Consider the following 26,185-nt stretch of genomic DNA (forward strand, 5'->3'; position numbering starts at 1 on the left):
TGTCCCGGAGGAATCATGTCCATCAACCCGGAGATCTCATGTCCGCCTACCCGGACCAAACTGTCCGCCCACCCGGACTTTTCCACGTCCGCTGGCACCGGTGGTGGCCAGCAGGGCGACATGTGGGGGCAGATCGGCTCGGGTGAGCCAATCGATCCAGTGCCACTTCTGTGCACGGTTGACCTGTTGGGCATCGGGGCTGTGGCCATGTGCGGAGCCCGGGTTTCCTGCCTGGCAGTCGCGGCGTTGTTCATGGTGTGCATGATCTTTGCGGTCAAGCCCATCCGGTCTTCGACCTCTGGCCGTGCGGGCCGCGCTGCGCGAGGTGGCCGGGATCTTCGTGTCGTTGCGGTTGGCGCGAGTTGCGCTATCGGACAGGGCGGTCCGGCGAGTTGTGTCCGCGGTCTTAAGAGCCTGCGTGTCCGATCGCGATGATCTTGAAAGGATCTTCGATTGCAGGGCTGTGGCATCGCCCGAGGCTCGCACCATGGAATGGTGCGAGCCGTCTGACTGGCTCAGGGCATCGTCCGCGTGATCAAGCGAGCAGTCCTGTTTCTCGCCTCCGGGTTTTCGACTCCGGCAAACTCACTGCTACAGCCGCGAGCTGATCGCCGGTCACTGAACGCGGAGAAACGCGGGCAGGTCGGGCGGTGGCCCTCCGGCCAGGGACAGCGCCGCGGTCGCGATGGCGAAGATCAGCATCATCACGCTGACGAATCCCACCCCCGCCAGCAGGCGCGAGATGTGCTGAGCAGGGCCGCGCAGGCCCTCACTGCCGGCGAACAAGGGGTTTCGGCCGGTGAATCGGAGCGAATGGGAGAGCAACAGCGCCGGCCCGACGAACGCCAATCCGATCAGCAGCGGATGGGTGATCGGGAACTGGTACCACTGCCCGGCGAACAGTGACACCTCCCTGATCGCGTACGGGTAGGCGAAGGCCCCGGAAATGATCCATGGGATCTCGACGAGCGTGTCGGCGAGACTCACCTGCGCGGGGGCGGACATAGCCACCTCTGCGGCGATGCTAATTTTAATAGTCGCCACCGGGCACTCCCCTCGGTACTGGGTTTTTCCTGATCTACCCATCGAATGTAATTTGAATATGAAAGTTAGATAGTCGGCCGAACGGGTGATCTGTGGGTGCGCTCCGTTGGCGCGAGCGGGATCCGGTAAGGAGATGGCGTGACTCAGCAACAGCAGCAGGTGCCACCCGCGGTCATGAAGATCGTGCTCGGCGCCGAACTGGAACGTCAGCGTCTCCGCGCCGAGGTCACCCAGGAGCAGGCCGCGCGACGGCTGCGCTGCGGCCAGTCCAAGATCGCGCACATCGAGAGCGGCAGCGGCGTCAAGGCCATGGAGCTCGACGCCCTTCTGGAACTCTACGGCGCCGTCGACACCGACACGGCCTACGCGCAGGAGCTGCAAGCGGAGAGCAGCCGGCGCACCAAACGCGGCGCGTTCAGCACCCGGTTCAAGCAGCAGATGCGACTGCTGGTGGACATGGAACCCAGCTGCAACCAGCTCTTGTCACATCAGGCCATGGTGATCCCCGGTCTGCTGCAAACCGAGGAGTACATGCGCGCGCAGTTCCGCGCGTGGCGCCCTTCGCCCAGCCAGGACGACATCGACCGCGACACGGCGAACCGGCTCGGTCGGCAGCGGGTGCTCGACAACGCGAACCAGAAGTTCTGGTTCATCATCGACGAGGCGGCACTACGACGTACGCCTCTTGGCCCGGATGCGATGAAACCCCAGGTCATGCATCTGGTCGAGGTTATCGACCGACCCAACGTCGAGCTGCAGATCGTCCCCTTCGAGATCGGCTACTACATGGGGCAGAGCCACGACTACACCGCGTTCCAATATGAGGCGGATCCGCAGGTGAGCATCGTCTACCTTGAAAAGCATGACGGCGGTGAGTACGTCGAAGGAGTCAAGAAGACCAGCCGCTACCTCGACCTGTTCGACCAGCAGAAAGCCGCGGCCATCGGGCAGGAGCGGGCGCGGCGCTTCCTGCTTGACTTCGCCGCCAGCTTGTAGCCGCACAGACCACCGGAAGGCATCTCCCCAGCCATGGACATCCAGAACGGCAACAAGGCGCACCTCGACACAGACTTCCGTGAGTGGGTCAAGTCGCCCCTGAGCAATCCCAACGGCAACCAATGCGTCGAACTCTCCTTCACCAGCGACGCCGTCGGCATGCGCGACAGCCAGAACCCGGACGGCGCGGTGCTCGTGTTCGACAATGACGAGTGGAACGCCTTCGTCGGCGCGGTCGAGTCCGGATTCTTCCAGCACCGCTGAGGGGCCGTGATCCTTCGTCCAGGCGTATCGCATGGTGGGTCGGCGGCGTCTCGCCGGGCGAGTTCAGGTCACCAGCCGCTCGATCATGGCCGGGGTCAGTGCCGAAACGACGTCAACCGCGCCGGCCGCGCGTAGTTCGTCTTCGGTGCTCTTGCCGGTCGCCACGGCGACCGCGCGTACGCCCGCAGCCAGCGCGGCCTGGATGTCGTTGGGCGTGTCGCCGATCAGCACGACGCGGCTGTTATCAAGCGGCACACCGAGACGCTCGCAGGCGCGGCGTTGGGCGATCTGCACGAGCCGCGGGCGGCTGGCGTCGTCGTCACCGAAGGCGCTGGTGTCCAGGTCGAGGTACCGCGCCAGCCCGAAGACTTCGAGTTTGATCCGGGCGACTTCACGCAGATTGCCGGTCAGCACCCCTTGGTGGGCGCGAGGATCGGCCGCCAGCGCGGCGAGGGTCCGCTGGGCACCAGGCAGCGCACGACCCGTCGTTGCGAGTTCGCCGGCCATCTCGTTGTAGCCCGCGACAAGGGCTGCCGCGAGCCGCTCAACGGCTTCGCTGGTGGGTTCAACACCGTTGATGCGCAGGGATTCGGCCATGATGTCGAGCTCGGTCCGGCCCGCGATCGCCGCGAGCCTGGCCAGCGGTTTGCCCGTCGCGGCGTGGAACGCGCGGTCGTAGACCGCGCGTCCCACGCCACGGGTCTCGATCAGCGTGTGGTCGACATCCCACAGCACCAGCGTTGGGGGCGGTTCAGACGCGCTCATGCGAAAAGTCTTTCACCGCCGGCAGGGCGAGCCCGGGAGGATGTCGTTTACGCTGGTCGCGACCTTGGAGAGCGGTCGGGGGCTTCGTGATGGGCGATCATCTGGCGCAGGTGGTGGGCGAGCGGATCCGGTTCTACCGGACCGCTGCTCGCCGAACCAAGGCGGTCGTCGCCGGGCTGGCAGGCATCACGCCCGATTACCTCTATCAGATCGAGCGTGGTCAGAAAGTCCCGACGCTGGCCGTTTTGGCGGAGTTGGCCGCCGTCCTGCACGTCGATCTCAGCGACCTGCTCGGCGTGGTGCCGACGCCACCTCAGCAGCGCGCTGACGGTGCCGCCGGTGATGCCCTCTATCGCGCTCTCGTCAACCCGGCGACACCGTCGCCGAGCCAGCACGGGAGTGAGGCGGTGCGCGGTGCGGTGCTCGATGCGTGGAGGACCTGGCAGACCGCGCGGCGCCGCTACACCGCATTGACCGCCTGCTTGCCCGCCCTCATCGGTGAGACAGAAGCCGCTCTTCGTGACGCCGACGCGGCGAGCCGCCGCGCCGCGCTCGGTTCGGCGTCGGACCTCTACTGCTTGCTCCGCACCGTAACCAAGCGAGTTGGCCGTGGCGACCTGTCGTTGCTGGTTGCCGATCGGGCAGTCCGAGCCGCGGAAGCGGCGGACAACTCTTTCCGGCTGGCCGGGGCACGCTGGAACCTGACCCAGGTTCTGTTGGCCGACGGGCAGACCGAGGGCGCTGAAGCGGTCGCTATGCACGCCGTCGACGATCTCCGCCCGTTCCGGGCGAACGGTAACCTCGACGCCCTGGCTCTGTCCGGAGCGCTGCTGCTCATCGCCGCGATCGCCGCTGTGCGCAAGGGAGATGCCTGGGCCGCGCGCGACCGGCTTCGGCTTGCCACCCCCCTCGCCGAGAAAACAGGCGAGCGCAACACCAGCTGGACGGCCTTCGGCCCCACGAACGTGGCCATGTACGCCGTCAGCATCGAAGTCGAATCCGGCGACGCGGTCGAAGGGCTGCGCCTCGCCGAGCGCATACAGCCCGGACAATCCTTCTCGATCGAACGACGGGTCGCGTTCCGGCTCGACCAGGCCAGGGGCTACCAGCAACGCCGAGACTATGCCCGCAGCCTCCAACTGCTGCAGATAGCCGCCCGGGAAGCTCCGGAAGACATCCAGTTCCGGCCTTTGGCGCACAAGCTGCTGCGCACGACGATCGAACGCGGCCAACGGTCGGTATCGGTCGAAGCCTCCCGCCTCGCGAACCGAGTCGGCCTTCCCCACTGACGCCAGACACGTCGTTCAGGCACCCGAACTGACAGTTCGTATTACCAGCCGGTAACCGCAATACCGTACCTCCCGGCGCTGGGGGCTGGGCACACGGAGGAACGGATTCGTCGGGAACGGACTTTTGGTCGAGCAGTGTGGGGACAAGCCGCTGAAATATCTCGGGGTTCTCACAAGTGCTGGCCCGAGTTGGAGTCAGTAGGCACCAGTTGGTGATCGTGTCGGTGTTACTTCGGTGGCACTTCAACGCGTCATCATGCGCTTAACCTCGTTCGTCCCAGCGGGGGCCAGGACGACCTACCTCACAGGGGAGGGAAGAGTGACAGTTCGGTTATGGATGACGGGCGGGAAAGCGTCGCGCGCGAATGCGTCGCGCAGGTCTATCAGCGTAACCCGTTTCTCTCGCTCAATTCCCGTAGTCCTTCACCACGCAAATTCGTCATGTACGAAAAGGGAAAGTGGCTCGCCGCGATCCGGCGCCGCCACGGTTGAGGCTACGAACGTCAACACGATGATATGCCCGAGAAGTCGTCACAGGTCGCAAGGCGATCCAGCGTGACGGATCCAATCCAGCCAACAACGTCCTCATCTCGGCCTGACCCGGCTTGTCCCCCGGGGTCGGCAGGTGAGGTGGGGCGCGGGGCGGCACGACCATCTGGCAACACGCCGACTCCCCACCCCGCGGATGGTCGTGCCGCCCCATCCTTCACCGGCACCGTTGCGCCTGCGCCGTTGGTGATCGTGCTGCCCGCGTGCGCGCATGCCGACACGGTCGCGGTTGTCGCCGAGCACACCGAGCGGGTGGTACTGGCGACGGGGCTCGCCCGGTCGGTCAGCACGGTGCTGGTGGACACCAGCACGGCGGAGGACATCAGGACGCGCGCGGCGTTCCAGAGCGCGCGCCTGTGTGGTTCGCGTGTCGAGCTGATGGTTCCCGATGCCGGGTGGGGTGCGGCGGTCGCGAGGGGTTTGCGGCACGCCGCGCAGGTCGGTGCCGAGGATGTGGTGCTGGCCGATCCTGACGTACCTGCGGATCTCACCGCACCGGCTGCGGAGTCCCAGCTCGCGGTGGCCTTGCGCCAACTGCGTGACCAGGAACGGCCGGGGGTCGTGTGCAGTCCATTGGCCGCGCCGTGGTGGCAGCGGCTGCTGGCCATCCACGTGCTGCGGCCCTTGTGCGCCCCCGCGCTGGGGTTGACGCTGGTCGATCCGCAGGCCCGCACGCTGGTGCTGTCCGGCGAGGCCGTACCCGACGCGCTCTCACCGTCCTGGGGCCTGACGCGTATGGGCTGGGAGCACGGGCACGGCCTCGGTCTGTTGGCGGCCGTTCGCGAGGCCGGTCTGGATGTCGGGCAGACCTCGCCGCGCGTTCCGCACCCAGGGGCGTTCGCGCGGTCGGTGAACCGGGATCCGGTGGATCGTGGCGACGCGTCCGCCCTGCTGCCGATCGCGCTGCGGTTGGCGTCGGTCGCCTCCTCGGTGCGCGAACCGGCGCCGGTGGTGCCGTGGGTGGCCGATCTCGGGTTGGCAAGGGGGCAGCTTCCGCCACCGGAGGTGTTCACCGCGATGCTGACGCGGTGCTCGCGGGCGGCCCAGGTGGTGGCGTCACGCCCGGGGGTCGCCGGGGGCTGGCCCGAGCCGCTGCTGAACTCCTGGCACGCCGCCAGGGCGCTGCGAGCCGATATTCCCGCGATCGCCGAACGGCTGTGGCTGACATACCTGGCGCGGCTCGGGCCGTGGCTGCGCTTCGGAGCTAGCACCGGTGGCTACACCGTGCCCGCCCGTCATTCGGTGGTCGCGGCAGCACGCCAATTTCTGTTGGCCACCGGAACACCGGTCATGGCCGAGCAGACCGCCGAGGACTCCGGCGGTGAGCACATCGCCCCGTCGGTTCCCGGCACCGGCTGAGCACAACGCACGCTCGCCGGTCACGTTCACCCGAAGTATCTCGAAGAGGAAGGTTCGTATGCCACGCCGACAATTCACTGCGGACATCGCCGTGGACTGCACGACAGTCAGTGGCCGGGACTGCGCCGAGGTGTTCGCCGCCGCGGCCGAGTGGTTGGCCGACCCCGCACAGGCCGAAGTCCAGGTCTGGGGCATCAACCTCGACCAGCCCCGCCGCACCGATCGCGAGTCCGACGCGGACGTTTACCTCGAGTTGTTCCACAAGCGCTCCGACGACACCGGTCGCAGCACCGAGGAGCACGGCGAATGACCACGGTCGACTTTTCCGACCGCGCCGTGGAACGAATAGCGGTGTTCGGGGCACTCGCCAGCACGTTCCACGGCCTGCATCTGTGGGCGGATCATTGGCTACAGCGGCCGAAAGATGCTGTCCTCAAAGGCTTGCATGGCGACGAGCTGGTGTATCCCAGCGATGGCGAACCGGCGCCCGCGGTCGAAGTCGCGCGTGAGCATGAGGCTCCGGTGCCGGCCTGTGCCGTCGGGCGCCGCGCGGCCACGGCTCATGTGTTGACCTACGCCGCGGGGCAGCTGGTCGTCACCGAGGCCGTCGCGCGCGCCCTCGGGCTGCGTTTGCCGTGGCGTGCGCGGCTGGCCGGTGCGGTGATCAACTTCGGGACGCACTGGATCATCGATCGGCGTCGTTTCCTGCTGTGGCTGGCGAAGCGGGTCAACCACAAGGACAGCTTCATCGCGCTCGCCACTGTGATGCGCAAGCCCGACAGCGCACCGGACACCTCCGGGCCAGGCACCGCGCTCTCCGACCTCGATCAGGGACTGCACAAGGCGCTGGGTGTCCTGGCCGCAGCGGTGACCGCCCGCCTTGCCGTACCCGGGCCGCGTCACCGACGGCGAGGTGCCTCGTGCTGATCACCACCGACGTGGGCCACACCCTTGGCTCATTCGACCACCCGGGCACCGCGGAGGTGCTGCGGGAGATCGCGCTGGCGCCGGACAACGCGGCCGAGATCGACCGCAACATCCGGCACGTCGCGGTTGCTCATCAATCCCTCCGACTGGCCGCAGATATGGCCGACCGGCGGGTTCACCGCCTGCCCCGGCACGCTGGCCGCGCTGGGGCGCCTCGCCGCCTTGGCCCCGATGGTGGCGTTGTCGAACGTCTCCTGCGTCGCCGGGCCCGCCAGGATGGGTGCCCTTCTCGACCAGTGCGGGCAGCACCTCGCCGGGATTTACACCAGCTACCAGCTGCGTGCGCGCAAACCGCAGCTTCAGTGCTGCACCACGATCGCAGCCGAGCACCAGATGCCGGTCAGCGACATCGTGCACCTCAGGGGCCGGGTGCCCGAAGACATCCGGAGAGCGCTCGCCGCCGGGCGCCGGGCCGCCGTGCTCGTCAACACCCGCGACATCGACGTCCCGGGCGACGTTGACCGCGACCCGCGTGTCGCCGTGGTGCCCGACCTCACCGACGCCGCCGAACACCTCGCCGAACTGGCGGGAGCACCTGCATGAGCGTGACGATCGAGCCGATGCCCGAGGAGCGCGGGCACTACTGGAACGGGAAGTGCTTCTCTCCGCACGGTGGATGTGGGGCGGCGTCGATCGGGCCCCACTGCCGGATTCGCCAGCAGCGCCACTGGGGCGAACTGCCGGGCTTATGCCTGTGTTACACGCATATCTCGCGAGTGGAGAACGCGATCGTCGCCAACGGCGAGCGGGCGTGGCTGCTCGATCGTATGGTCGCCGAAGAACTGAAACGCATAGCCCCGTACGCGAAAACAGCATTGCGCATGAGGCGCGCCTTCACTTACCGGGTGATCGAGTACGCCCTAGCCGAAGGAATCACCCAGTTCGTGGAACTGGGGTCAGGACATCTGCACACCAGCGCAGCACGCGCCGCGGTGATCGGCGCGGATGCTGAGCAGGATCCCACGATCGTGCTCGTCGACCACGACCCGCTCGTCCTCGCCCACGGTCAGGGCGACTTCGAGGACGACCCCGGCGCTCGGCACCGATCGGCCATGGTGCGGGGAAACGTCTTCGCTGTCGGCAAGATGCTCACCCACTTGTCCAGGAAAGGGCTGCTGGACCTCACCCAGCGCGTGTGCGTACTGGCAGTCGACCTCGTGCACTTCGCCGAACCCGAGATCGACGGCCGTTCCGTGCCGCAGCGCCTGGCGCGACATCTGCACCCGGGAAGCCTGGTCGCGATCACGCACCTGACGGACGAGCCGTTGCTCGCGCCCGCGAACCCTGACGATCTCGTGGCACTGCGCTCGGTGACCGACCGCTGGTGCCGAGCACACCAGCGCTGCGCCCCTCCGCACCCGCGGCCTTGCAGCATCGACGAGTTCGCCCGGCTGGTCGCCGATCTCGATCTGCTCGACCCGGGTATCACGACGACCCGGTGCTGGCCCGAGGCGGAGGAGACCCGCCACCCTCGCGCGCCCTACACCCTCGCTGCGGTCGGACGCGTCCCCGAGCACGGCGCCCAGGCCAGCCAGACGGGCAGATCATGATCTACAACGACCGGCCTGACGATGAGCCTGACCCTCCTCGACGGCCTTTCGGCCACGCTCTTGCTGGCCGGCGCCGTGCTCGCTGGGCGAGCCCGCGCTCGCCGTCGGCGACGGCGCTGGAACGAGCGCCCGGACTCCGTCGCGGCAATAACCGCCCGCGTCGAAGCCGAGCAGAAACAGCCACCACCCCCAGCCTGGCCGCTACTCGACCGCGACCTCCGGGCCACCAGTCCGGAACGCGACCAGCCAACACTGCGGCTTCCCCCGATCCGCACACCACCAGGACGGCCACGAACCCGGCCCTACCGACGACACGATCCTCCGCCCACACGGCCGAACGGCGCTAACGCCACTGAGGGGAGCCCGCGCCCGCAGGAACCGTGCTAGCCGGACACCATGGCGGTCCTTCTTCCCACTATCGGCCCGCCGCCTGGTGGGCACAGGCACACACTCCGAGCACGCACAATCGCTCCACCGCAAGCAAACCCGCACGGAACACGGAGCCACAGACCGCACTCCCATTTGTCCAGGAGCACTCGATTGCCATGGTCCCCAACAGATTCTCCGCATCCACTGTACCCGCCGTCCACGTTCTCTCCGCTACCGCTGACGGCGGGCAGGCGGACCGGCGCCACGCCACCAGTCCAGTCGGGCAGGGAAAGGCGCCCTCAGCGTTGGATGCCCGAGCCCTGCGCGAGGGGATGCTGGATCGGGCGTTTCAGCAACGGCTACAGCTTGATCGGGACCGCGACAGCCTTCCCCTTGTCACTTTCGGGGACCGTCTGCGAACGCTGAGAAAAACGCAGGGTTGGTCCTTGCGGGCATTAGCGCAGCAAACAGGCATAGACCGGAGGCGCCTCGTCCACGCTGAAGCACCGCACGCGACCCAGACCATTGCGACCTTGACTGGAGTGGCGGGCCCGCTCAAGGTCGGCCAGCTCCAGTTGGTATTGCTGGCTGCCGAGGACGTCGTCGCACGGAATCCGCGGTGGGCCGCGCTCTGTCTCAACGTGTCGAAGCCTCGCCCGCCTCCGGCGCCGGTCAATCAGGCCGCGACGATCGCATTGCTCACCTCCGCCGAAGCCAGCGGCACGCTCTCTGTGCCGCTGGGCGCGCGTATCAAGCAGGCACGCCTGCATGCCGGTATCACGCGCGCGGCCCTGGCACATACCTCGGGCTATAGCGAGGTCCTGATCAGGCAGATCGAGGTCGGCCGACGCGCGGTAACCACCGTGCCGCTGGTAGTCGGCCTGACCGCCGGACTTCAGGTGCCGCTGGACCAGTTCACCGCGCTGGCCATCGAAGACTTCCACACCCGCGGCCATCGCTACCTCAACAACGCTACGCACTCCGAAACCGCTGGGACATAGAAAAACGCGAGTTCCCGCGCACGGAATCAACCGCCAACGGCCCACCCGAGCCCGTACCCGGACGGCACGCAACACCGACTACCGACACACCATTGGAAGGCCACCAACAGGATGCTCCAGCTCTTCGACACCCTGCTGACCCGCGCCCGGAAACTACTCGATCCCGTCATCGAAACCGGCCACGCCAGCCTGCCCCTGCCCGCCGACGACGGAACCATCGACCCGCTTATCGCCTGGTTTACCTATCGCGACTGGACAATCCTCGATCGCGACTCAGACATCGTCGCCAACTTCTACTACCCAGCGAGTTTCGGCGACGCGCTCAACGACGACAACCGCCGATACCCCGCAGCTGATATCGGCCTGAACGAACTCGAATGCGACCTCTACCGCGACGGTGAACACTGGGTCGCCCGCTTCACCTCGTGCGGCACCATCATCGGCTGCCCCCGTCACCGCAGCACACCACTCATCACCGGCCTGCACACCGGCGTCTTCCCCGACGTGCTCGCCCAGCTGGAGCGCCATGCGCGCACGCTCCACCCCGACGAGATCTCCCGTTGCCTGATCTTCGGCCCGTGCGGCAGCAACGACAATCCCAGCGAGCCCTGCCGAACCGGCGTGCCGGGACACGACAAACCCGCCCTGCACGCCGTGAACGAACGCGATAACGCCGTCGGCTAGCCGGGCCCGTCGCCGATGCCGTTCAGCCAGCCAGGCCGCGGGCCACCACCCGACGCCCGGGGCCCCGCGAATCCATTGTGGACAGATTGTCGCTTTTCTTTACAGATAGGAAAGACAACCTTCGTGAACAGAAAGATCATGTCGTTCGCAGCAGCCGTCACGGTGAGCATCGCCGCCGCGCTGACCGCCCCGGTGACCGCAGCGGTCGCCGACACCCCGCCTCCGGTCGAGCCGATGCTCGTCGGCGGACATCCGGCCGCGAGCGCGCCGGCCGGTATCACCTCGCTGCAGTACGACGCACCCGCGCACGGCGCCAAGTACGTCAACTACCACACCTGCGGCGGGGCGTTGGTGTTCCGGGGCTGGGTGGTCACCGCCGCGCACTGCGTCACCGACCCTCCGTCGGGGCCGCCCACGACGACCCGGCGATTCGCCGCCGACGCGGCACCCATCCCGACCGCGGACAAGAGGTTTCACGTCCGGGTCGGCAGCCTCGATCGGCTCTCCGGCGGGGAAACCGCGACCGTGACCAAGATCGTGGTCCACCCTGGCTGGAACTGGGCCCAAGGCGCGCCCCAGAAGAAGGTCTCCGACATCGCCATGCTCAAGCTCGATCACCTGCTCCAGCGGCCGACCGTGCAACTGGCGCGCGACACCGCCCGCCGGGGCAGCACGATCAGCCTCTACGGCTGGGGCGTGACCGAACCCGACAGCACCAGCGCCGACCTGCCGCTGCACCTGCAACAACTCGACACCCGCGTCACCGCGCCCTCCCGCTGCGCCGACGCGGCCATGTCCGCCGGCGAGATCTGTACCGACAATCCCTCCGGCAGTGACGGCAGCTGCTACGGAGACTCCGGCGGGCCCGCCCTGGCCACGGTCAACGGAGTGCAGCAGCTCGTCGGCGGCACCAGCCGCGCCGCCACCGAATTCTGCGGCACGGCCCCCGACGTGTACACCAGCTCGCCGGACTCCTGGGACTGGATCTACCACGTCGCCCGCACCGGCAACGCCACCTAACCACCAAGCCCGGGCTGCCGCGCCCGTGCCCAGCACAGCGCGGCACCCGGGCTCCGCCGGATCAGGACCTGAACTCGGGGACGACCACGCCGATGAGCCACTCGACAAACGCGACCGCGAACGATGCTCCACGGTGGCCGACACCGGACTTCCTCCGGTTCGAAGACCCCAACGCGGCCCGGATCGCCGACTGGGCGGCCGGAGACAGCCACAACACCGCCGTCGACCGGCATTTCGGCGAACAAGTCGCCCTCCTGCTTCCCGTCGAGGAGATCGTCCGCCGCAACGTCGCCTTCGCCACCGAAATGCTGCATCACGCGCTCGCCCACGGGATCCGGCAGGTCCTCGTCCTCGGCTGCGGCATGCCCACCGGGCCCGTCTGGCGGCACCAGGCCACGCTCGCCCGGCCCGGAATCCGCGCGGTGTATGTCGACTACGACCCCATCGTGACCGCCGCCTACACGATCGCCCGGCAACAGCATCCCAACCCGGCGAGCGAGATCCTCACCGCCGACCTGCGCGACCCCGACGCGATCCTGACCAGCACAGCAGTGCGGTCCACGCTCGACCTGGCCCAACCCGTGCTCCTGTTGGCCACCGCTGTGCTGCACCACGTTCCCGACCGGCACAAACCCGCCGACATCCTCGCCCGCTACCGCGATGCCCTCGCCCCCGGCAGCTACCTCGCGATCTCCCACCTCACCACGCCGGACAAGCCCGAGGACCACCGTCGCTTGTCGGCCGCGCTGAACCTCTACCGCGGCATCGACCAACCCCTCACCGCCCGATCCCGCCGCACCCTCAACGACTGGCTGGCCGACCTCGACCCGATCCCGACCGACCATCACGACGGCCCGTTCCTGCACTGCGTCGCCGCGCACAAATCCGGCACTGACGTCCAGGAACAGACATGAGCAGCCACACCGGCAGCGCCATCACCGCCCCGAGGACTCGCCGACCGGCTCCACCTGGCATGGCCAGCCGGTACGAAGCGGGCGCGTCCCTTCAATGCCTCGCTCGCCGCTACCGCATGTCCGCCAAGACCGTCCGCGCCCACCTGGTCGCCACTGGCATCCAGATCCGTCCGCCCGGTCGCCCGAGGCGAACCGTGCATCCAGCCGCCTCACCCGCGGGCTCGCCCACCGCCGTGCCCACGGAACAGCGACCGGCCCTGGCCACCGTCCATCCTCTGCGGCCCCACCCCAGCAGCCAGCACGAGGACCCGGAATCGGAGCCGCCGTGGCCATCGTTCGACCTCGACGACCTCTTCACGCCCGCCGCCCCCGAGCCGCCCACGACTGCAACGGCCGGCGAGCCGTGTATCGGCTTCACCACCCCGCAGACCGTGCACAGGATCAGCGACACCCCGGTAACGACTCGATTCGGCGAGTACACGGCCGCCTTCACCCGGTGCGCGCTGATCGGTCTCGTCGACGCCCCGATCCCCACCGAGGCCCACGCCTGTGCCGAATGCCATCAAGGTGCCCCCACGCCAGGAGCGACCGACGTCGACGGACTCGGTGGCCGGACCCGTGGATGACACGTCGACACCGACAGCCGCCATACTGCCCGGGAGTCTCAAGCCAGCGATTCCCCGTGGTGCCCAGGTCGACAACGCACCCAGGCCGCACAGCCTCCGGCCGCCTCCCGCTAAGCTGTCCTCGCGGGCCGCTAGCTCAGTTGGTAGAGCAAAGGACTTTTAATCCTTGGGTCCAGGGTTCGAGCCCCTGGCGGCCCACAAGATTTCCGCAGGTCAAGCTGTCTTTTCTGTTGAGTTCGGTGAGGCGGTCTCGGCTGGCGAGGTTGTGTGAGGTTCCCCTGGGTGAAGTCGCTCAGGGTGTGATTCCGACGGCGGCGAGTCCGAGGCGCTGGGTTGGTGTCGGGGCCGTCAGGCTGGGTCCGTCGGGCCACTAGTCGTCGAATGCCACCAAGCCGGGCGGCACGAGTTCCAGTCCGTCGAGCAGGGCCTCGATCTCGGCGCGGGTGCGGTAATGGCCGGTCTTGAGTCAGTGGGCCCGCCAGGTACCGCGACGGTCCTTTGGTAGGAATCGACCGGCAATTCCGCCATCCGACACCCAAGTAGGTCCGGCCAGATCATCCGGGCATGGGTTACAGCAAGAGGCCGGTCACCGAACATCCGCTCCTACCGGCGGCGAGCCGGTGGGGCCAAGTCGGCCGATTCGCTGGCCGTGCACGGTCCGGCCGCCGAGTGCGACGAGGATCGGTGCGATCGCGTTTTCGGGTTCGGTATCGGCACGGCAGGTGAACAGATCGACGTGCGCGAGCTGATACTCGGGCCAGGTCGAGACGGTCAGGTGGGATTCGGCCAGCACCAGCACGCAGGTGGCGCCGTGCGGCTGGAACACCACCGGTAGTTCGCCAAGCACAGTGCAACCGAGCTGGGCGACGGCGGCGCGCATGGCGTTCAGCAGCTCGGAGGGTTCGGGGTTGGTGGTGCAGCCGGTGATGTCGTAGACGGCGTTGATCACGGGAGAGCCTCCGGGGTTGGTCAGGCCGAGCGCTGGTCGAGGACGGGGTCGCTGGCGGGGGTTCGGATGAGGTTGGCGAGGTAGTCGACGGTGTAGGAGCGGTGCAGCCGGCGCGGTTCGGCTGTCCAGCGGGTGACTTCGGTCCAGATCGCGTCCAGCGCGTTGTCGCCGTGCTGGTCGAGTAGGACTTCGAGGTTGAGGAAGGCCTCGGGCAGGTCGGCGTAGGCGGCACCGTAGCGGACGTAGAGGCTCTTGGAGAGTTTGCCGCCGCTGCGGTCGAGCACGAGTGGGGTGAACACGCTGACGGGCCAGTCGGCGGCCGGGATGCCCAGTGTGGCCAGTGCTGGTGCCAGAACGTGGGCGTGCCACGCTCCGCCCCAGTCGGCGCCGTCCACGGACACTGAGCACGCCTGGTACAGGTCGCGTTCGGCGGAGAGCAGGAATCCTTTCTGGATCGAACGGACCGGGGTGTTCGCGTCGTACCAGCCGTCCGAGCCAGTGATGTCGATGGTCTCCCGGTATCGGCCGTGGACCGGGCAGGGCGAGTCAAGGTGGACAACTCCGTCGCCCGCGATGATGGACAGGTTCTTTGCGGATTTCTCCATCAGGCGACACTGCGGGCAGCGCGGGCGGATGCGGACGATCCCGTCGGCCGGCGCCACGATCGACCGGAAGTCCTCCAGCCGGGACGCCATGGCGTGCAGGCAGGCCCGTACCGGCGGCAGTGCTTGGTAGATCGAGTACGGCCGGAATTCGTAGCGCACCCGCGAGCGGGCCGCCGCCCACCGCAGCAGCCGCTCGAACCCGGAGACCCGGTCCGCGCGGTCGAGGTGGCCGGTGTCGATGAGGTCGCCCACGGTGCGGGTGTAGGTCTCGCCGTCGATATCGATCTGTTCGGCCGGGGCGTTGTCCAGCGCGTCGAAGATGACCGTTGTCGGAAGGTCCAAGACGTCGGCGGCGCGGGCGGCGACGGCGAACACCGAGAGCACGGTGACGACGGTGCCGATGTGTGGGGTGCCGTTGAGCTGCGCCGCGGTCGTGACGCGCAGCCGCTGCTTGTCGCGGGCCGCGGCGCGCAGCAGATCGGTGTTGTCGTGGGTCAGGTGTGCGATTCCGACCGGGGCGAAGATCAGCTCGGGGGCGGCTGGTGACGGTGGTGTGGCGGGCATGACGGTGTCCTTCCTGTCTTTCCGACATAGGTCCACACGGCGGGAAATTCGGGGTCGGCGGTCGTGATCCGCGTGAGGTGCGGCAGGTGCACGCCCGCCCTGGCGGCGGCGTTCTGGTAGAGCCGCGAGGTCAGCTTGACCCGGCCACGGGGGTCGTGGGTGACCCAGTTGGCGCCCGCGGCCCAGCCACCGGGGGTGAGTAGGCGGTGGATCTCGGCGAACCGGGTGGTGAAGTGCTCGTCGTCGCGGCACAGGCCGAGCAACCCGAACTGGGTCACCAGGTCGACGGTGCTCTCAGTCAGGGCGGCGGGGAGCGGCCCGGTCAGGCAGTCGGCGCGGACCCGCGCGGCCAGCGAGCGGCAGCGTGCCGGGAAATCGTCCGGGTCGGCGCGTCCGCAGAGCGCCAGCGCGGTGGTGTGCACGCCGCGGGGTCGGCCGAGGCCGGCGAACTGGCCCAGGATCTCCAGCCGGGCGGGATCGACGTCGACCGCGACAAGGTGCCGGGCTCGCAGGGCGATAGCCCACAGCAGCGACTCCGACCCGCAGCCCAGGTCCATCCAGGTCACGACGGGCGGGACGATCATCAGGGCGGCGAGGATGTCCTCGGTGCCCAGACCGAAGCGGAACTGCTCGGCGTAGTAGCGCCGCCAGTACTCTTCCGCGCCCGCCACGGTCTCGCCGCCACTCACGACTCGGCTCCTGGCCCGGTGACGGCGAGGACTTCGGACAGTCCGTCCAGTCCGGGCAGGAAGCGGACGCGGACGAACCCCGCGGCGGTGAACGCGTCCCGCAGGCGCCGGGCGGAGAACAACGTCAGCTCGACCGTGGTGGCGTGGAGGGTGTGCCCGGTGGCGTCGAGATAGGCGAAGTCGATGCGCAGCCGGTCGTCGTCGCGGTGCTGGCGGCGACACCGCAGGACCGCCCCGCCGGTGTGCGCGGGATCGAGCCAGCGGTCGGGAAACCACACTCCATGCTGCCGCGCGGCGTCGTAGAAGGTGGCGGAGTCCACCCCACCACCGGGATAGGTGCACGCCACCTGCGCGAGCACCTCGGCACCGGGACGGAGCACGCGTCGCAGCGCGGTCAGCATGACGGTCAGCGAGGCTTGGCGGGCGAGCTGGTTCAGGGCGGCGTTCGGCGCCACCACGACGTCGACCTCGGCGAGGAACTCCAACTCCTGCAGGTAGGTCACCGTCGGCACGGTGCGGTCAACGGGAATACCGGCGAGGACCGCGTGCTCGACGGCGGCGGCCAGCATGTGCGGGCACGCGTCCACGAGCGTCACCGCGACACAGGTCCGGGCATACTCGGTCAGGAAATGCCCTGCGCCGCAAGGGATTTCCGCTACGCGCGGGCCGGTGCGCAGGAGCTTGGGCAGCAGCCGGGGCCGGGTAACGGCGGTGGTTTCAGCGCGGGCGAACTGTGCGCGCCGCGCGTAGGTCCCGACCACCGTGGCGGCGTCGCTGGGCGCGGTCACGCCGGAACTCCGTAGAACGCGGCGTGCTGACGGCACACCGGGTGCACCAACCGGCCGTCGTGGGCGATCCGGGCTGTCTCGATCGCCGGATCGCTCGCACCGGACACGGCGACACAGGCCAGGCGCACCAGGTACGGGGCGGCGTTGGTGGTGTAGGCCGCGGTCGTCGTCACCGGCACCAACGCCGGGAGGGTGTCGAGCTTGACGTGCAGCACGCCGCAGGCCAGCCGCGGGGCGTCGCCGGGCTGCTGCACCGGCCCGGCGGTGGGCAGGTAGCCATCGCCATATCCGCAAGTGGCGTCCACGATCACCGCACCGGTCTTCATCCCCCGCAGATCGGCCTCGATGATCATCGCAGGCGTGTCGAAGGTGGAGACCAGGATCGCGCCGACCACGAGGTCCGCAGCGGCCAGTGCCCCCGAGCGCACCTCCGGGGTGTTGACCGCGACCCGCGCTCCGGCCGGGGCGTCCGGTAGATACCGGCTCGCCGAGTCCTGCGAGCGGGCGAGGATGGTGACCCGCGCGCCGAGCGCGGCCGCGGTCCGGGCCGCGGCCGAGCCGACGGTGCCGCACCCGATCACCACCACCTGGGGCGCAGCCGCGCCCGTGACCTCGGCCAGCAGCACCCCGCGTCCACCGTGGACAGTCTGAAGTGCTTGCGCCCCATACAAAATCGCCTGGATGCCGGCGATCTCCCCGCCCGGCGTGGCCAGCGGGAAGCGCCCGTCTTCCTCCAGGAACTCGTAGCTGTAGGCCGTGATGCCTCTTTTCGCCACGGCGGCGAGCAGGGCGGGGTCGCCCTCGGCGTGGAACAGCGCGCCGATCGACTGGCCCGGCCGCAAACGAGACAGCTCGCCGGGGTTGGTGGACTTGTAGCGCAGCACCAGCGGCGCTGCCCAGACCTTCTCCGGGGCGGCGAAACGCACGCCCGCGGCGGCCAGCTCGGCGTCGCTGCGAAAGATTCCCGCGCCGACGCCGGGTTCGGTGAGCACGCGGAACCCCGCGTCGGCCAGGACATACGCGACCTCCGGGGTGAGCAGGGTGCGCCGATCCCCGGCGGTGGATTCGCGCGGGAAGCCGATGATGGGCTCGGTGCTGGCGGGCATCTGCGCCTCCACAAGATTTCTCGTACTGGCTGTAGGAGAAGCGTCACGCCCGGTGAATATTTGGGCCAGGTCACCGTGTTCGCGGCCGTTGCGCACCGGTTGTGGATTCGTTGTTCACTGCCGCGTCGAAAACGCAGGTGAGCAGGCGAGCGGAGGTGTCTGAACGAGGCGCCGCGCATCCGGGTGATTACACTTCGTTGCCTTGGCAGGCCGCTGTCGCGGCGGCACCATCGTCATGACGGGAGCCTGGAGTGCAGGACGACCTGTTCGGCACCGCGGAGGTCGACCTCCCGGTCGAGCGCGTGCTGATGTCGCTCAACCCCGAGTACTACGAGTTGATCTGGCAGCGGCTCAAGCGGCACGAGTTCCGTCGCCGTTATCTCGCCGACCGGCCCACCACCTGGTTCGTCTATCTCACCGCGCCGGTATCCAAACTGGCCGCGGTGATCGATCTGGACGACGCCGTCGTCGCCCGCCCGGCCCGGATCGCCGAGATCGCCGAGCAGGCCCGTGTCGGTAACGGGGAATCGGTTTTCGCCTACCTCAAGGACCTGGAGAACGGATTCGCGCTGCCGATCAAGAAGGTGCGCGAGTTCCCGGGTTTCACCGCCGAGGACCTGACCGGAATGCTCGGCAAATTCCATCCCCCGCAGGGCTACACGTTGGTGGACAAGAACCCCGCACTCGCGGGGGTGTGCGACAAGCTCATATCCGCCGAACCGGTGCGAGAGCTGGTCGTGGAACACCCCGCCTCCGTAGCCTGATCGCCACAGGAACGGGAGGGGGCGAGATGGCGAGGAGTGCGCACGGCAGAAACTCCGCAGCTATCTCGGGTGTATCCCCGCTGCGGAACGCGCGCCGGTCGATCCCGGCCACCCTGGAGCAGGTCTGCGAAGACCTCGACACACGGTCGAAAGAAGACTCCTCCGGCGTCACGCCGAGCATGTTGTCCGGTTGGGAGCTGGGCAAGCACATCACCAGTATCAAGTACCGCAAGATGCTCGCCGACTACTACGCCCAGCCCCCGGAAGTGCTTTTCGCCCACCAGGACCAGCAGCTCACCGCCGCATCCGAGACACCACGGCTGTTGGTCGGTCATCGCGACCTGCGCGCCGCCATGACCGAGGTAGTCCGCGACGCGAGCCAGTACCTGGCGGTCGTGGGATCGCGCTCCCGTGACGCGACCTACCTCGACGCCATCGAAGCCACACTGGCGCAGCGGCCCGAACTGGTGCACTACCGCGTGCTGTTCGGCCCGCCGCGCCACCAAGTTCTCAAGGACCATCTGTTGCGGCTGGTGAAGATCCGCGATCCGCACGACCGCAGCCTCGGACTGAAAACGCTGCACATCGGCATCGTCGAGGACGATCCCGGAACCCCGGAACGTTTCTTCTGCGCCTCGGAGTCCACCGCCGTCGTCCCGGTCCCCTCCCTTACCTCCTCTGAGGCGTTCGACTCCGGGGTCCTGTTCGAAGCCGCGGTCGCCGAACGACTGATCGACCACGCACGACAGCTCTACGCCGGCGCCCGCCGGGTCGAAAACGACCAAGCCCTGCGCGGCCTGCCGACCGTGCGAAGCTAAACGCCAGCGACAACACCCAGCAGCAGATGGGCGAAAGGAGGTGCCGATCGTGAACCCGATCAACCACAGCGGCGAGCACGACGTGCTGGCCGCAGCCCGCGAAGACCACGAATCGGTCATCGCCCTGACCCGCGACCTCGTCGCCCTCCCCAGCCGAGGCGGAATCGACCCCTACGAACCGCTCATCAACCGGCTGAGCAGCTGGCTGGACGAGCGCGGCCTCTCGGCTGCGGTACTCAAGGACAAGACCGGTGCCACCGTCGGTCTCACCTGCGAGATCCGCGGAGCCCGCCCCGGTCCCCGCTGGGTGCTCAACGCCTGCCTGGACACCGCGCCCTTCGGCGACGAAACCGCCTGGACTCACCCGCCGACCTCGGCAATCATCGAAGACGGCTGGCTTCACGGGCGAGGCAGCGCCGACTCCAAATCCGGCGCCGCGATCTTCTGCCACATCGCCACCCGGCTCGCCACCATCACTGACCGGCTATACGGCAGCCTGGTGCTGCTGTTCGACGTCGATGAACACACCGGTGCCTTCGGTGGCGCGAAACGCTACTTCGAGGGCCCGGACGCGCCCGATGATGTGGCCGGGGTGATGATCGGCTACCCCGGAATGGACAAACTCGTCGTCGGCGGCCGCGGCGTGCACCGCGCCAAACTGCACGTACACGGCGTAGCCTCGCACTCCGGCAGCAGCAGAACCACCCCGAGCGCCATCGAGAAAGCCGCCAACCTGATCCGGGTACTGTCGGCCGCCGACCTCCCCGGCAGCGCCAGTTCCGAATTCCCGATGGCCGGCAAGCTCACCGTGACCGCGATCGAAGGCGGCCAGGGTTACTCGGTCACACCGGACCTATGCACCCTCAACGTCGACATTCGCACCACCCGGACCTTCGACGACGAAGACGCCGCCCGCCTGCTCAAACACCTCGTCGCCCAAGTCGACGACGCCTGGCCCGGAACACAGCCCACCCTCATCCAGGTCGACACCCGCTGGCCCGCGTTCGCCCTCGCCGAGGACTCCCGCCTCCGCACCGCGATCCTCGACGCCGCCACAACTGTCGGTGTCGAAGTCGAACCCAAAATCGCCGGTCCGTCCAACATCGGCAACTACCTCGCCGGAATGAACATCCCCGCCACCGCCGGCTTCGGCGTCAACTACATCGGCCTCCACGGCACCGACGAACGCATCCGCACCAACACCATCCCCACCATCCAAGCCATCTACCACACCGCCGCACTCACACTCTTGGGCACGTAGCTGCCGCCCGTGCTCCGAAGATCAGTGAGAGGCCGTCGTCGCCAACTGCTCGTCCGCGGCCGTAGCCGCGTCGCGTTCATTGCCGGTCATGCGATCTACTTTCTTTACTAGAAAAGGAGAAACCCCGGCTTGCCACCACCACGGCCGCCGCTGTCACGTCGAGGCAGCACCGGCGCAATTGCGACTGTTGTTGCGCCGCAACAGGATTCGCTGCCGGGGCCTGGACTGCGTTGGCACCCGACGCCCGTTCCCGCTGGCTGCTCGTGCTCACGAATCAACCACCTGCACCGTGGTGCTCAGCCAGATCAGCCAGTTCGTTGAGCTGGCTGTCGGCGAGCGTGCCATGCAACCCCTCGGGAGCTGACAGCGCTCCCAGCCACGCCACCATGCCGTACAACGTGGTGTCTCCGGCCGCAACCGGCAACGCTTCGACCATGGCGGTGGCGGGCAAGTTGGTTGACCAGATCGCGCGGTCGTCGCCGCGGCGGCGCGGGGACAGGACCGTGCCCTGAGACGAATGGATAGCCTGGACATCGCGAATGTGGCGACGGCCCGGCGGGCAGATCAAGCCGTACACATCTTGGAACAGCACCCACTGGACCCAGATGTCGTGGTGGGGCGAGTAGCCCTGCACGTTGTCCGAGGTCCATACCGACAGTTCCCCGTCCGGCGCCACGGATAACCAGTCCAGGGTGCTCGGCGTCCCCAAACGGTCGTGGCTAAGGGGTGGCCAACCCGGCAGGCGAACGCTCGGCGTCTTCCACCCCACTACGCCGCTCCCCGGCGTAGTGCTGGGGTCTTCGCCGATGCCCGCCGCTGGCCGGAACCGGGGTTGTCCGGCGCGATGGCGGCAATCGCCTCGGCCACCGCAGTTATAGCTGACGAGGCGGCGCCGGCCGCCAGCTCCTCGACCTCGTCCACCGTGAAGAGCATGCTCACGCCGGTGAACTCGATGCGCACGGGAAACGTGCTGCTATTCCACTGGCCTTCGTAGTAGGTGACGGTGCCAGTCCGTCCCTGATACTGGCTGGCTCCCACGATTCGTACCTGTGTGCCCGGCCGCGGCCGGTCGTGGGTGCCTCGCTGGTGGGAGTCCCACCAGGTCGGGCTGTACCAGTCGGCTGGCAGTGACGGCTGCGTGGTCATGAGCGATCTCGCTCGGCGTCATCAAACGCCGAGCGGACCTCCGGCAGTTCCACTTCGAGAAGCGCCCACCGGATGTCTTCGGCCGTGTGGCGGTCGGCGTGCTGGTGAAGCAGCTCGCCCACTTCGCACACCCGGCTGGCGAATTCGTGCTGCTTGTCCGCTGCTACGCCGCCGTACGCCAGCGCCAGCATGACTTCCGGCAGACGCCGCTGCACCGCGCCGAGGGCGCGTAGCAGGTCGTCGGTGCCAGTGGGCATGTCCCCGTGCTCCTTCAGGATTTGAGTTTCGTGCCTGGCGACACCCGACGCCCGGGACCGGCCCGCGTCCCGGGCACTACACCCCTGAAGGGGTGGGTCGACGGGAGCCCGGAACTTGCCCGCTGTGGGTCGGGAGAGACGGTTCGACCGGACGCCGGGGTGCCTGGGAATGACCTTGAGGGCCAGATATCGCCTGGACCAGGCAAAACCGGCGGAGGTTTCGTCAGGTCTCCCGTAACCCCGGGGTCTGACCTGCGGTAATGTGACTAGCGTCACCGCCTGCACCCGAGGGGATACCGATGGCTATACGGCGCGACGCGCTGGTCCGGGCCCGCAAGATGGCCGGACACAGCCAAGAGTCGCTGGCCGAAGCGCTTCACGTCGCCCCCAGCTCGATCAGCAACTGGGAGCGCGGGCGAACCGAGCCGGTGCCGTACAAGCGGCCGAAGCTCGCCAAGTTGCTGGGCGTGACCGTCGACCGGCTTGACGAACTCCTGCATGGCAGGGCGCCACTCACGACCCTCCACGCTGAAGGCCCCGAGTCCTACCAGCCTTCGGGGATCACCTCAGAGCGCGTCGGCAACACCGGCATTTCACAGGCGCCACGGGAATTTGCATCGCCGACGGTGCCGTGGTCGGAGGCGAGGGACGCCGACGTCTGTCAGCTCGAAGCTGACGTCTGCCTACCCGGTGGGGTGACGGTGCCCGCCGCGACGGCTCGCACGGAACCTGCCCTGGCCGAGTCGCTGTTGATCACGCTGCAGCAGTATGCGGCCACCGACAACCTGACGGGATCTCACTCCTTACTTCCCATCGCGGCACAGCACATGGTCGTCATTGAGCATCTGTTGCAAGGCAGCCGCGGGCGTACCCACGCCCAACTGCTCGGCGTGTCCGCTCGCTTCGCCGAGTTCACCGGCTGGCTGCATCAGGACACCGGCCACCTGCAAGCCGCCACGCACTGGTCAAACACCGCGCTCGCCTTCGCCGAAGAAGCCGCCGACCTGCACCTGATCTCCTACATCCGGATGCGCAAAAGCAATATCGCCAGCGACGCCCGGAATCCCGCGCTCGTTGTCACCTTTGCCCAGGCCGCGCTGCAGAACCCGGCCGCCTTGACACCCCGGCTCAAGGCCGTGGCGTTGCGCCAGGAAGCCCACGGGTACGCCCTCGCTGGCGACCACGATGCCTGTGCTCGCGTCCTCGATCAGGCCCTCCAACACGCGGTCGACGCCCCCGACGACGAGACCGACATCGCGGGCTACTGCACCCCTGGTTACGTGGAGATGGAAGCCGCCCATTGCTGGGTCGAACTCGGCAAGCCCGCGAAGGCGCTCGCCACGCTGCCGCAGGGCCTGGCGCGCTGGAACCCCCATTTCCGCCGAGACCTTGGGCTTTGCCTGGCCCGCTTGGCCGTCGCTCATGCTGGCAGCGGCCAACTCGACGAGGCGTTCTCCGTGGCGCAACATTCCCTGACCATCGCGTCTGACACCCGATCCCAACGCACCGCCCGCCAGCTCCGACGGACATCGGAGCTGTTGACCTCAGCCGGTGCTGCCGACCAAGCCCACTACCTTCGTCGCACCATCCAGCTCGCTCTACGGTAGAGATCATCTCCCCGTTACCAAGGAGCGTGCATGGACCTGCTGCCCGACGCCACCGCCACCGACGAAGCTCGTCGTGATGCCCGTGTCGCCGTTTTGCCCGTCGGCAGCTTCGAGCAGCATGGCGACCATCTGCCGCTGGCTACGGATACCGTGGTTGCCTGCCTGATCGCTACCAAGCTGGCCGAGACCTACAACCTCCTTCTGCTGCCGCCGATCACGGTCTCGTGCTCGCACGAGCACGAAGGCTTCGCCGGCACGGTCAGCATCAGCGCCGGCACCTTGATCGCCATCATCAGGGACATCCGAGCGTCACTGGCGCGCTCTGGCATCACGAAACTCGTCCTGGTCAATGGCCACGGCGGTAACTACATCCTGTCCAACATCACCCAGGAAGCCAATGTCGACGGCGGCAACGTCACCCTGTTTCCCGGACGTGACGACTGGAACGCCGCTCGCAATGCGGCGGGCATGGTCACGTCGAACCACGACGACATGCATGGCGGCGAGATGGAGACCTCGATCCTGCTGCACGCCCGCCCGGAGTTGGTCCGCGACAGCTACACCACCGCTGACCACGACGCCAGCCATCGCCCCCATCTCTTGGTCACTGGCGTGAAGGCGTACAGCGCCAGCGGTATTATCGGACGCCCATCCGCTGCCACACCAGCGAAGGGCGAAGCCGCGCTCGACAGCCTGGTGGCGTCCTTCGTTGACCACCTCAACGTGTTGGGCGGCTAAGGACCGGGGCAGCTAGAGAGACGCGGCGCCGGGTGGAGCCCCGTCGAGGGGACAGCCGAGGTATGGCGGCGACACTGGGCTGGGCGCGGACGAGCAAACGATAGGCGGCAACCGAGAAGTGAAGTTGCCAACCCGAGTCTCGTATAACAGCCCTTTGCGAAGCACCACGCCATGTGATCTTAACGAAAACCGGCGACTATTATTCCCACTCTCGCCGCAAGCATAAAATGACATCCGCAGGTCAATAACAATACCGTTCACAGTCTGGCAGCCCTGCTTGGCGACGAAGATGTCGAACACTCGGCCCGGGTGAGCGGAGCATGCTCTCGATCAAGCTGATATTTTTAGTGGACAGGTCAACATTTAGATCTTGCTCAGCACGTCACCTGTGCTGATGCGTCGCTGATCAGCCTTGCGACAGGGGCTGCCCATGATCTTTTCTCCAGATGTGCCCAAACCTCGTTGTCAGGACTGTTTTACTGCTCCACAAGCCACTTCTGGGTGATTTGTGGTGACGTTCCAGTTACGGCGCCACATTCGGGTAACAGCACGCAACCAGTTTTCGACCTGATGGGCAATCACCAACGACGGCCTGGTGCTAGGCCAGGCGTCCTGCCCGCCTAGGAGCGCCCCATGACCACCACGCCCGTCCCGCCGCCACTCCAGTCCACGCCACCGCCATCCGCCTCGTCGAAGCCATCGAAGTTCAAGGGGCTGGCTTGGACGGCGCTCATCTCGGGCATCATCGGAGTGGTCGGTTCTCCGGTGCTCTTCTTGAACAACGCCACCGTAGTGGTCGCTGGCGTTGGCGTCGTTTTGGGAATTATTGCCTTGTTCGGCAGCAAGAGAATCCTTGCCACTATCGGCACGGTGCTGTGCGTCTTAGCCATCGTCTTCACGCTGCTTGCGCAGAACGCCGCCGTAAAGAAGCTCAATGAACTCGGCGCTCCCGCGGCCGGTTTCGAGGCCAGCAGCCAAACCTACGCCGTCGGCGACACCCACCGCGGAACCGACATCGACATTACGGTCGCCGAGCCCAAGGGCTTCACCACCGGCACGTACGCCATGCCGAAGCAGAATGCCAAAGGAGTGAGCTACCAGGTGACGGTCGCCAACCACTCGGCAAAGCCCTGGCCGGCCGCGATGCTGCTCATCCAAGCCACCGCTGGAAGCACTCCGGCCGAGCAGGTCTTCGACACCGCAGGCGGCTTCAGTGGTGTACCCAGCCAGGACGTTCTATCCGGCAAGAGCCTTACGTTCCGCATCGGGTTCCTCGACAGCCCCGGCGACGTCGCGATCGAGGTCGGGACTGCCGGCGAGGACAAAGCGCATTTCGCGCAGAAGCGGTGAGCCTACAAGAGCGGTCAACCTACAGGCATTTAGAGCGTGTCTCATTTGGTGAGTTTCTTGTAGCAGGTAAGCGTGGCGGCGAGGGTGAGGAAGGCGCAAAAGTGGTTGGCGTAGCGGTCATAGCGG

The 26,185-nt window shown here is 67.5% G+C and carries 30 protein-coding genes and 1 tRNA gene; 21 read left to right on the forward strand and 10 right to left on the reverse strand.

Annotated features, from left to right (window positions below; genetic code table 11):
* Positions 1-615 precede the first annotated feature (615 nt).
* Entirely contained in the window at positions 616-1,005 is a 390-nt protein-coding gene (locus ABD256_RS42020; RefSeq protein WP_344431645.1) for a spirocyclase AveC family protein, read from the reverse strand.
* A gap of 177 nt (positions 1,006-1,182) precedes the next feature.
* On the opposite strand from ABD256_RS42020, the gene ABD256_RS42025 reads away from it, so the two are divergent.
* Positions 1,183-2,040, forward strand: a complete 858-nt coding sequence (locus ABD256_RS42025) for a helix-turn-helix domain-containing protein (RefSeq protein ID WP_344431647.1) — start codon at positions 1,183-1,185, stop codon at positions 2,038-2,040.
* Positions 2,041-2,073: 33 nt separating this feature from the next.
* Positions 2,074-2,304 carry a DUF397 domain-containing protein gene (locus ABD256_RS42030; RefSeq protein ID WP_344431649.1) on the forward strand — a complete coding sequence of 77 codons (231 nt, stop codon included), beginning with the start codon at positions 2,074-2,076 and terminating at the stop codon, positions 2,302-2,304.
* Positions 2,305-2,367: 63 nt separating this feature from the next.
* Here the strand turns inward: ABD256_RS42030 and ABD256_RS42035 are convergent, their stop codons facing one another.
* The gene (locus ABD256_RS42035) at positions 2,368-3,069 is read right to left on the reverse strand and encodes an HAD family hydrolase (protein WP_344431651.1); all 702 of its coding nucleotides are present in this window, start codon (positions 3,067-3,069) and stop codon (positions 2,368-2,370) included.
* 89 nt (positions 3,070-3,158) lie between these two features.
* On the opposite strand from ABD256_RS42035, the gene ABD256_RS42040 reads away from it, so the two are divergent.
* The 13 genes from ABD256_RS42040 to ABD256_RS42100 all read left to right on the forward strand — a co-directional run bounded on the left by ABD256_RS42040 (position 3,159) and on the right by ABD256_RS42100 (position 13,615).
* Complete coding sequence (locus ABD256_RS42040) at positions 3,159-4,358, forward strand: helix-turn-helix domain-containing protein (RefSeq protein ID WP_344431653.1); 1,200 nt, start codon at positions 3,159-3,161, stop codon at positions 4,356-4,358.
* A gap of 333 nt (positions 4,359-4,691) precedes the next feature.
* Positions 4,692-4,850 carry a hypothetical protein gene (locus ABD256_RS42045; RefSeq protein WP_344431655.1) on the forward strand — a complete coding sequence of 53 codons (159 nt, stop codon included), beginning with the start codon at positions 4,692-4,694 and terminating at the stop codon, positions 4,848-4,850.
* 240 nt (positions 4,851-5,090) lie between these two features.
* Complete coding sequence (locus tag ABD256_RS42050) at positions 5,091-6,266, forward strand: hypothetical protein (RefSeq protein WP_344431657.1); 1,176 nt, start codon at positions 5,091-5,093, stop codon at positions 6,264-6,266.
* A 91-nt stretch (positions 6,267-6,357) separates the two neighbouring features.
* A complete protein-coding gene (locus ABD256_RS42055) occupies positions 6,358-6,576 on the forward strand; it encodes a hypothetical protein (protein ID WP_344431659.1) in 219 nt (72 codons plus the stop codon).
* Positions 6,573-7,193, forward strand: a complete 621-nt coding sequence (locus tag ABD256_RS42060; RefSeq protein ID WP_344431661.1) for a hypothetical protein — start codon at positions 6,573-6,575, stop codon at positions 7,191-7,193. Before ABD256_RS42055 ends, ABD256_RS42060 begins: the two co-directional genes overlap by 4 nt.
* A 126-nt stretch (positions 7,194-7,319) precedes the next feature.
* Positions 7,320-7,796: a hypothetical protein gene (locus tag ABD256_RS42065; protein ID WP_344431663.1), complete on the forward strand. Its 477-nt coding sequence runs from the start codon at positions 7,320-7,322 to the stop codon at positions 7,794-7,796.
* A complete protein-coding gene (locus ABD256_RS42070; protein WP_344431665.1) occupies positions 7,793-8,803 on the forward strand; it encodes an SAM-dependent methyltransferase in 1,011 nt (336 codons plus the stop codon). The genes ABD256_RS42065 and ABD256_RS42070 overlap by 4 nt, the downstream gene beginning before the upstream one ends.
* A 911-nt stretch (positions 8,804-9,714) precedes the next feature.
* Positions 9,715-10,173 (forward strand): helix-turn-helix domain-containing protein, encoded by a 459-nt coding sequence (locus ABD256_RS42075; protein ID WP_344431668.1) that lies wholly within the window; start codon positions 9,715-9,717, stop codon positions 10,171-10,173.
* A gap of 111 nt (positions 10,174-10,284) precedes the next feature.
* Positions 10,285-10,857 carry a hypothetical protein gene (locus tag ABD256_RS42080; protein ID WP_344431669.1) on the forward strand — a complete coding sequence of 191 codons (573 nt, stop codon included), beginning with the start codon at positions 10,285-10,287 and terminating at the stop codon, positions 10,855-10,857.
* Positions 10,858-10,995: 138 nt separating this feature from the next.
* A complete protein-coding gene (locus tag ABD256_RS42085; protein WP_344431671.1) occupies positions 10,996-11,877 on the forward strand; it encodes a S1 family peptidase in 882 nt (293 codons plus the stop codon).
* A gap of 92 nt (positions 11,878-11,969) precedes the next feature.
* Entirely contained in the window at positions 11,970-12,791 is an 822-nt protein-coding gene (locus tag ABD256_RS42090; protein WP_344431673.1) for an SAM-dependent methyltransferase, read from the forward strand.
* Positions 12,788-13,417, forward strand: coding sequence for a hypothetical protein (locus ABD256_RS42095; RefSeq protein ID WP_344431674.1), 630 nt, complete (start codon positions 12,788-12,790; stop codon positions 13,415-13,417). The genes ABD256_RS42090 and ABD256_RS42095 overlap by 4 nt, the downstream gene beginning before the upstream one ends.
* 125 nt (positions 13,418-13,542) lie before the next feature.
* Positions 13,543-13,615, forward strand: a tRNA-Lys gene (locus ABD256_RS42100).
* Positions 13,616-14,003: 388 nt separating this feature from the next.
* Here ABD256_RS42100 and speD read toward each other — a convergent pair.
* Genes speD through ABD256_RS42125 form a run of 5 tightly spaced genes read right to left on the reverse strand, consistent with a single transcriptional unit; the run spans position 14,004 to position 18,118 of the window.
* The gene (speD, locus tag ABD256_RS42105) at positions 14,004-14,366 is read right to left on the reverse strand and encodes an S-adenosylmethionine decarboxylase (protein ID WP_344431676.1); all 363 of its coding nucleotides are present in this window, start codon (positions 14,364-14,366) and stop codon (positions 14,004-14,006) included.
* Positions 14,367-14,386: 20 nt separating this feature from the next.
* Positions 14,387-15,535, reverse strand: a complete 1,149-nt coding sequence (locus ABD256_RS42110) for a hypothetical protein (protein WP_344431678.1) — start codon at positions 15,533-15,535, stop codon at positions 14,387-14,389.
* A complete protein-coding gene (locus ABD256_RS42115) occupies positions 15,496-16,224 on the reverse strand; it encodes a class I SAM-dependent methyltransferase (protein WP_344431680.1) in 729 nt (242 codons plus the stop codon). Before ABD256_RS42115 ends, ABD256_RS42110 begins: the two co-directional genes overlap by 40 nt.
* Entirely contained in the window at positions 16,221-17,012 is a 792-nt protein-coding gene (locus ABD256_RS42120) for a class I SAM-dependent methyltransferase (RefSeq protein ID WP_344431681.1), read from the reverse strand. The genes ABD256_RS42115 and ABD256_RS42120 overlap by 4 nt, the downstream gene beginning before the upstream one ends.
* On the reverse strand, positions 17,009-18,118 hold the full coding sequence (locus ABD256_RS42125; RefSeq protein ID WP_344431683.1) for an NAD(P)-dependent oxidoreductase: 1,110 nt from the start codon (positions 18,116-18,118) through the stop codon (positions 17,009-17,011). Before ABD256_RS42125 ends, ABD256_RS42120 begins: the two co-directional genes overlap by 4 nt.
* 251 nt (positions 18,119-18,369) lie before the next feature.
* On the opposite strand from ABD256_RS42125, the gene ABD256_RS42130 reads away from it, so the two are divergent.
* The 3 genes from ABD256_RS42130 (at position 18,370) to ABD256_RS42140 (ending at position 20,961) form a co-directional block, all read left to right on the forward strand.
* The gene (locus ABD256_RS42130) at positions 18,370-18,882 is read left to right on the forward strand and encodes a hypothetical protein (RefSeq protein ID WP_344431685.1); all 513 of its coding nucleotides are present in this window, start codon (positions 18,370-18,372) and stop codon (positions 18,880-18,882) included.
* Positions 18,883-19,115: 233 nt separating this feature from the next.
* Positions 19,116-19,700 carry a hypothetical protein gene (locus tag ABD256_RS42135; RefSeq protein ID WP_344431687.1) on the forward strand — a complete coding sequence of 195 codons (585 nt, stop codon included), beginning with the start codon at positions 19,116-19,118 and terminating at the stop codon, positions 19,698-19,700.
* Positions 19,701-19,749: 49 nt separating this feature from the next.
* The gene (locus tag ABD256_RS42140; RefSeq protein WP_344431689.1) at positions 19,750-20,961 is read left to right on the forward strand and encodes a M20 family metallopeptidase; all 1,212 of its coding nucleotides are present in this window, start codon (positions 19,750-19,752) and stop codon (positions 20,959-20,961) included.
* Between the two features lie 274 nt (positions 20,962-21,235).
* Here the strand turns inward: ABD256_RS42140 and ABD256_RS42145 are convergent, their stop codons facing one another.
* The 3 genes from ABD256_RS42145 to ABD256_RS42155 all read right to left on the reverse strand — a co-directional run bounded on the left by ABD256_RS42145 (position 21,236) and on the right by ABD256_RS42155 (position 22,364).
* Positions 21,236-21,637 carry a hypothetical protein gene (locus ABD256_RS42145; protein ID WP_344431691.1) on the reverse strand — a complete coding sequence of 134 codons (402 nt, stop codon included), beginning with the start codon at positions 21,635-21,637 and terminating at the stop codon, positions 21,236-21,238.
* A 92-nt stretch (positions 21,638-21,729) separates the two neighbouring features.
* On the reverse strand, positions 21,730-21,999 hold the full coding sequence (locus ABD256_RS42150; RefSeq protein ID WP_344431693.1) for a hypothetical protein: 270 nt from the start codon (positions 21,997-21,999) through the stop codon (positions 21,730-21,732).
* Between the two features lie 104 nt (positions 22,000-22,103).
* Positions 22,104-22,364: a hypothetical protein gene (locus ABD256_RS42155; RefSeq protein WP_344431695.1), complete on the reverse strand. Its 261-nt coding sequence runs from the start codon at positions 22,362-22,364 to the stop codon at positions 22,104-22,106.
* Positions 22,365-22,663: 299 nt separating this feature from the next.
* On the opposite strand from ABD256_RS42155, the gene ABD256_RS42160 reads away from it, so the two are divergent.
* The 3 genes from ABD256_RS42160 to ABD256_RS42170 all read left to right on the forward strand — a co-directional run bounded on the left by ABD256_RS42160 (position 22,664) and on the right by ABD256_RS42170 (position 26,059).
* Positions 22,664-23,971: an NsdA family TPR-like regulatory protein gene (locus ABD256_RS42160; protein WP_344431696.1), complete on the forward strand. Its 1,308-nt coding sequence runs from the start codon at positions 22,664-22,666 to the stop codon at positions 23,969-23,971.
* A gap of 30 nt (positions 23,972-24,001) precedes the next feature.
* Entirely contained in the window at positions 24,002-24,709 is a 708-nt protein-coding gene (locus ABD256_RS42165) for a creatininase family protein (protein ID WP_344431698.1), read from the forward strand.
* A 633-nt stretch (positions 24,710-25,342) separates the two neighbouring features.
* Positions 25,343-26,059 (forward strand): hypothetical protein, encoded by a 717-nt coding sequence (locus ABD256_RS42170; RefSeq protein ID WP_344431700.1) that lies wholly within the window; start codon positions 25,343-25,345, stop codon positions 26,057-26,059.
* The last annotated feature ends 126 nt before the right edge of the window (positions 26,060-26,185 follow it).

The sequence above is a fragment of the Amycolatopsis minnesotensis genome (genome assembly GCF_039529815.1).
GTDB classification, from domain to species: Bacteria; Actinomycetota; Actinomycetes; order Mycobacteriales; family Pseudonocardiaceae; genus Amycolatopsis; species Amycolatopsis minnesotensis.

Bases quoted from the DNA above. Each gene is read 5' to 3' on its own strand.
- ABD256_RS42160 (WP_344431696.1), top strand. From the start codon at position 22,664: ATGGCTATACGGCGCGACGCGCTGGTCCGGGCCCGCAAGATGGCCGGA.
- ABD256_RS42085 (WP_344431671.1), top strand. From the start codon at position 10,996: ATGTCGTTCGCAGCAGCCGTCACGGTGAGCATCGCCGCCGCGCTGACC.
- ABD256_RS42135 (WP_344431687.1), top strand. From the start codon at position 19,116: ATGCTCGCCGACTACTACGCCCAGCCCCCGGAAGTGCTTTTCGCCCAC.
- ABD256_RS42035 (WP_344431651.1), bottom strand. From the start codon at position 3,069: ATGAGCGCGTCTGAACCGCCCCCAACGCTGGTGCTGTGGGATGTCGAC.
- ABD256_RS42125 (WP_344431683.1), bottom strand. From the start codon at position 18,118: ATGCCCGCCAGCACCGAGCCCATCATCGGCTTCCCGCGCGAATCCACC.
- ABD256_RS42040 (WP_344431653.1), top strand. From the start codon at position 3,159: ATGGGCGATCATCTGGCGCAGGTGGTGGGCGAGCGGATCCGGTTCTAC.
- ABD256_RS42110 (WP_344431678.1), bottom strand. From the start codon at position 15,535: ATGCCCGCCACACCACCGTCACCAGCCGCCCCCGAGCTGATCTTCGCC.
- ABD256_RS42095 (WP_344431674.1), top strand. From the start codon at position 12,788: ATGAGCAGCCACACCGGCAGCGCCATCACCGCCCCGAGGACTCGCCGA.
- ABD256_RS42045 (WP_344431655.1), top strand. From the start codon at position 4,692: ATGGATGACGGGCGGGAAAGCGTCGCGCGCGAATGCGTCGCGCAGGTC.
- ABD256_RS42080 (WP_344431669.1), top strand. From the start codon at position 10,285: ATGCTCCAGCTCTTCGACACCCTGCTGACCCGCGCCCGGAAACTACTC.
- ABD256_RS42020 (WP_344431645.1), bottom strand. From the start codon at position 1,005: ATGTCCGCCCCCGCGCAGGTGAGTCTCGCCGACACGCTCGTCGAGATC.
- ABD256_RS42165 (WP_344431698.1), top strand. From the start codon at position 24,002: ATGGACCTGCTGCCCGACGCCACCGCCACCGACGAAGCTCGTCGTGAT.
- ABD256_RS42155 (WP_344431695.1), bottom strand. From the start codon at position 22,364: ATGCCCACTGGCACCGACGACCTGCTACGCGCCCTCGGCGCGGTGCAG.
- ABD256_RS42060 (WP_344431661.1), top strand. From the start codon at position 6,573: ATGACCACGGTCGACTTTTCCGACCGCGCCGTGGAACGAATAGCGGTG.
- ABD256_RS42090 (WP_344431673.1), top strand. From the start codon at position 11,970: ATGAGCCACTCGACAAACGCGACCGCGAACGATGCTCCACGGTGGCCG.
- ABD256_RS42070 (WP_344431665.1), top strand. From the start codon at position 7,793: ATGAGCGTGACGATCGAGCCGATGCCCGAGGAGCGCGGGCACTACTGG.
- ABD256_RS42170 (WP_344431700.1), top strand. From the start codon at position 25,343: ATGACCACCACGCCCGTCCCGCCGCCACTCCAGTCCACGCCACCGCCA.
- ABD256_RS42030 (WP_344431649.1), top strand. From the start codon at position 2,074: ATGGACATCCAGAACGGCAACAAGGCGCACCTCGACACAGACTTCCGT.